This is a genomic window from Micrococcus sp. LASM2_SD2 (assembly GCF_057364565.1).
The window spans coordinates 1-3,623 of sequence record NZ_JBNFOB010000230.1; the positions used below are offsets into that span (position 1 = coordinate 1).

Sequence of the window (3,623 nt, forward strand, 5' to 3'; positions counted from 1 at the left end):
CCGTCGTCGGGGAGGCGGGGGCCATGGTCCGCCTCCGGTGAGATCGGCACCGCCGGCTGGGCCGAGCCCGGGGGAGAGGCCGCCCGGGTGGCCGTCAGCTCGCCGATCGGCACGGACGCCGTCCCCTTCCACGGAGACCGCCAGGCCGGGGTGGACACCCCGAGCCAGACGCACGCGGTGTTCCTCGCCTTCGACCTGAAGGACGGGGTGCGCAGGGACGACGTCCGTCGTCTGCTGCGGATCCTCACCCAGGACGCCGCACGGCTCACGCAGGGACGGGCCACCCTCGCGGACACCGAGCCCGAGCTCGCCGCCGCGCCGGCCCGCCTCACCGTGACCTTCGGCTTCGGCCGCGGGCTGGTGGAGCGCATCGACCCGCAGGCCGTCCCCGAGTGGCTGGGTCCGCTCCCGCGGTTCGAGCAGATCGACGGGGAGCTCTCCGAGGAGTACTCGGACGGGGACCTGCTGCTGCAGATCTGCGGCGACGACCAGATGTCCGTGGCGCACGCCCGTCGCATGCTCCTGAAGGGCACCCGGGCGTTCGCCGACCTGCGCTGGACCCAGGTCGGGTTCCGGGCCGCCCGCGGCTCCCACCCGACCGGCACCACCATGCGCAACCTGTTCGGACAGGTGGACGGCACCGCGAACCCGCAGTCCGGCTCCGAGGCGCTCGACCGCCTCGTCTGGGGCGTGGACGACGGGCGCGGGGCGGACCTGCAGCCGTGGATCGAGCACGGCACCACCATGGTGGTGCGCCGCATCCGCATGGAGCTGGACACCTGGGACGAGCTGGACCGGCCCGCCAAGGAGGACGTCATCGGACGCCGCCTCGGCACCGGCGCCCCGCTCACCGGGGGGCACGAGGACGACCCGATGGACCTCGACGCCACCGGTCCGGCAGGGTTCCCGGTCATCTCCGGCACCGCCCACGTGCGCCGCGCCCGGCTCGGGGACGGCCCGGAGCACGGCATGCTGCGCCGCGGCTACAACTACGACGACGCCGACGGCGAGTCCGGGCTGATCTTCGTGGCGTTCCAGACCGACCTGCAGCGGCAGTTCGTGCCGGTGCAGGAGCGGCTGGCCGAGTCCGACCACCTGAACATGTGGACCACCCCCGTGGGCTCCGCCGTGTTCGCGATCCCGCCCGGCTGCGCCGAGGGCGGGTTCGTCGGGGACGTGCTGTTCGCGTGAGCGGGCCGCACACGGCCCCGGACGGACCGCCCCTGAGCGGGCCGATGCCACAGGGAGGAATGCGAGAGGATGGCAGACATGCCTTCGACTGACACGGACCGGTCGCTGCCGGTCTGGGCCTGGCCCGCCGTCGCGGCCGCCGGCGCGCTGGCCCTGGTGCTGGCCGCGTGGTTCACCGGCGTCTCGGCCGCGCGCGAGCTCTCCGACCCCGGCGCCCTCACCCGCTGGGGTGTGCCGCTGTTCGAGTACGGCTCCAACATGGCGATGTCCGTGACCATCGGCGCCCTGCTGTTCGCCGCCACGATCCTGCCTCCGCACACCGGCGGGCGCGCCCCGCGCCGCCGGAAGGGCGATCCGGCGCCGAGCCCCTGCCCGAGCACCCCGCGTTCACCCGCACCATGCTGGTGGCCTCGGTGTCCGCCGGCGTGTGGACCCTGTGCGCCCTGGCGGTGGGCATCCTCTCCTACTCGGACCTGGCAGGCATCCCGCTGGGTGCGGGCGCGGCCTTCACCGACGGCCTCGTCGCCTACTTCGTGTCCATCTCCGTGGGCCAGGCCTGGTTCTGGGTGACCGTGATCGCCGCCGTGGTGACCTCCCTGGCGGTCGCCGTGCGCAGCCACGGCGGCCTGTTCTGGGTGGGCATCCTCGCGATGCTCGCCCTCGTCCCGCTCGCGCTGATCGGCCACGCCGCCGGCGGCGACGACCACTACGGCGCCGTGAACTCGATCGGCCTGCACCTGCTCGGCGTGGTCGTCTGGTCGGCGGGCTGCTGGTCCTCGCCCTGATCGCGCCCACGCTGATCGGCCCCGACGGCGGCACCGGACGCACCACCGAGCGCCGCCAGGGCGCCGCCCCGCTCGTGCACACCGTGCTCTCCCGCTACTCCGTGCTCGCCGGGCTGGGACTGTTCACGGTGGCGCTGTCCGGTGTGGTCAACGCCGCCCTGCGCGTGGAGCACCTGCACCAGCTGCTGACCCCCTACGGCACGCTCGTGGGGGTGAAGTTCCTAGCGGTGATCGGCCTGGGGCTGATCGGCCTGGCCCACCGCCGCTGGATCATCCCGCAGCTGCGCGGCGGGGCTCCGGTGCGCGGCGGAGGGGCCTCCGTCCGCAGCGGGGAGGGCGCCCGTGCCGGGTCCTCCTCCCGTGCCGGGGCCACCGCCACGGTGACCCCCACCGAGGCCCCGCGCCCGGCCCGCCGGCTGCTGTGGCAGCTGATCGCGGTGGAGGCCGTGGTGATGTCCGCGGTGATGGGCGTCTCGGCCGTGCTTTCCCGCACGGCCCCGCCGAAGCCGGAGGAGCTGCCCGAGGGGGCGAGCCCGGCCCGCATCCTCACCGGCTACGAACTGCCCCCGGAGCTGACCGGCGCCCGCTGGTTCACCCTGTGGCGGTGGGACTGGCTGTGGGTGGCCATCTGTCTCTTCCTGGCGATCTGGTACCTGCGCTCCGTGGTGCGCCTGCACCGCCGAGGCGACTCCTGGCCCGTGCTGCGGACGATCTCCTGGCTGCTGGGCCTGGCGGTGCTCACCTGGGCCACCTCCGGCGCCCCGGCCGTCTACGGCATGGTGCTGTTCTCCGCGCACATGGTCGGCCACATGACCCTGACGATGATCGCGCCGCTGTTCCTGGTGCTCGGCGCCCCGATCACCCTGGCCCTGCGCTCCCTGCCGGTGCGCACGGACGACACCCGCGGCCCGCGCGAGTGGATCCTGTGGATCGTGCATTCCCGCTGGGGCGCGTTCATCACGCATCCGATCGTGGCGGGTGCCAACTTCGCCGGCTCCATCCTGGTCTTCTACTACACGGACTTCTTCCGGTTCTCCCTGGAGACCCATGTGGGCCACGAGTTCATGAACGTCCACTTCCTGCTCACCGGCTTCGTGTTCGCGCTGGTGATGGTGGGGGCTGACCCGCTGCCGAACCGCCCGCCCTATCCGATCCGCCTGGTGGTGCTGCTGGCGACCATGGTGTTCCACGCGTTCATCGGCGTGGCCATGACCTCCTCCACCGGCCTGATGCAGGCCGACTGGTTCGGCAACATGGGCCGGCCGTGGGGTCCGGACGCGCTCGCGGACCAGCGGATCGGCGGCGCTGTGATGTGGGGGATCGGCGAGTTCCCCACGGTCATCATGGCCGTCACCGTGGCCGTCCTGTGGGCGCTGGAGGACCGCAGGACCGCCGAACGCTACGACCGCAAGGCCGAGCGCGACGGCGACGCCGAGCTCGCCGAGTGGAACCGCATGTACTCGAACCTCGCCGACCAGGAGGAGACCCATGGCCGCCGCTGACGCCGCAGACCGCCTGCCCGCCCCGTCGCACCGCCCGCCCGGTACGCCCGGGGGTGTGCCTGGGCGGCGCTGCTCCGCCCTCGACGGGCTGCGTCCTCGGGGGACGACGACGGCTCGGGGCACCTCCCGCCGCGGGACGGCGCCT

3 protein-coding genes are annotated in these 3,623 nt (G+C 73.6%); all 3 read left to right on the forward strand.

Translation table 11 applies throughout. The features are described from left to right. Positions 1-42: 42 nt before the first annotated feature. The 3 genes from AC2W7A_RS10470 (at position 43) to AC2W7A_RS10480 (ending at position 3,478) form a co-directional block, all read left to right on the forward strand. Positions 43-1,191, forward strand: coding sequence for a Dyp-type peroxidase (locus tag AC2W7A_RS10470; protein ID WP_485991303.1), 1,149 nt, complete (start codon positions 43-45; stop codon positions 1,189-1,191). 398 nt (positions 1,192-1,589) lie between these two features. Beyond that, positions 1,590-1,976: a hypothetical protein gene (locus AC2W7A_RS10475; protein WP_485991301.1), complete on the forward strand. Its 387-nt coding sequence runs from the start codon at positions 1,590-1,592 to the stop codon at positions 1,974-1,976. 83 nt (positions 1,977-2,059) lie between these two features. Next, a complete protein-coding gene (locus AC2W7A_RS10480) occupies positions 2,060-3,478 on the forward strand; it encodes a bifunctional copper resistance protein CopD/cytochrome c oxidase assembly protein (RefSeq protein WP_485991302.1) in 1,419 nt (472 codons plus the stop codon). Positions 3,479-3,623: the final 145 nt, after the last annotated feature.

Bases quoted from the DNA above. Each gene is read 5' to 3' on its own strand.
- AC2W7A_RS10475 (WP_485991301.1), top strand. From the start codon at position 1,590: ATGCTGGTGGCCTCGGTGTCCGCCGGCGTGTGGACCCTGTGCGCCCTG.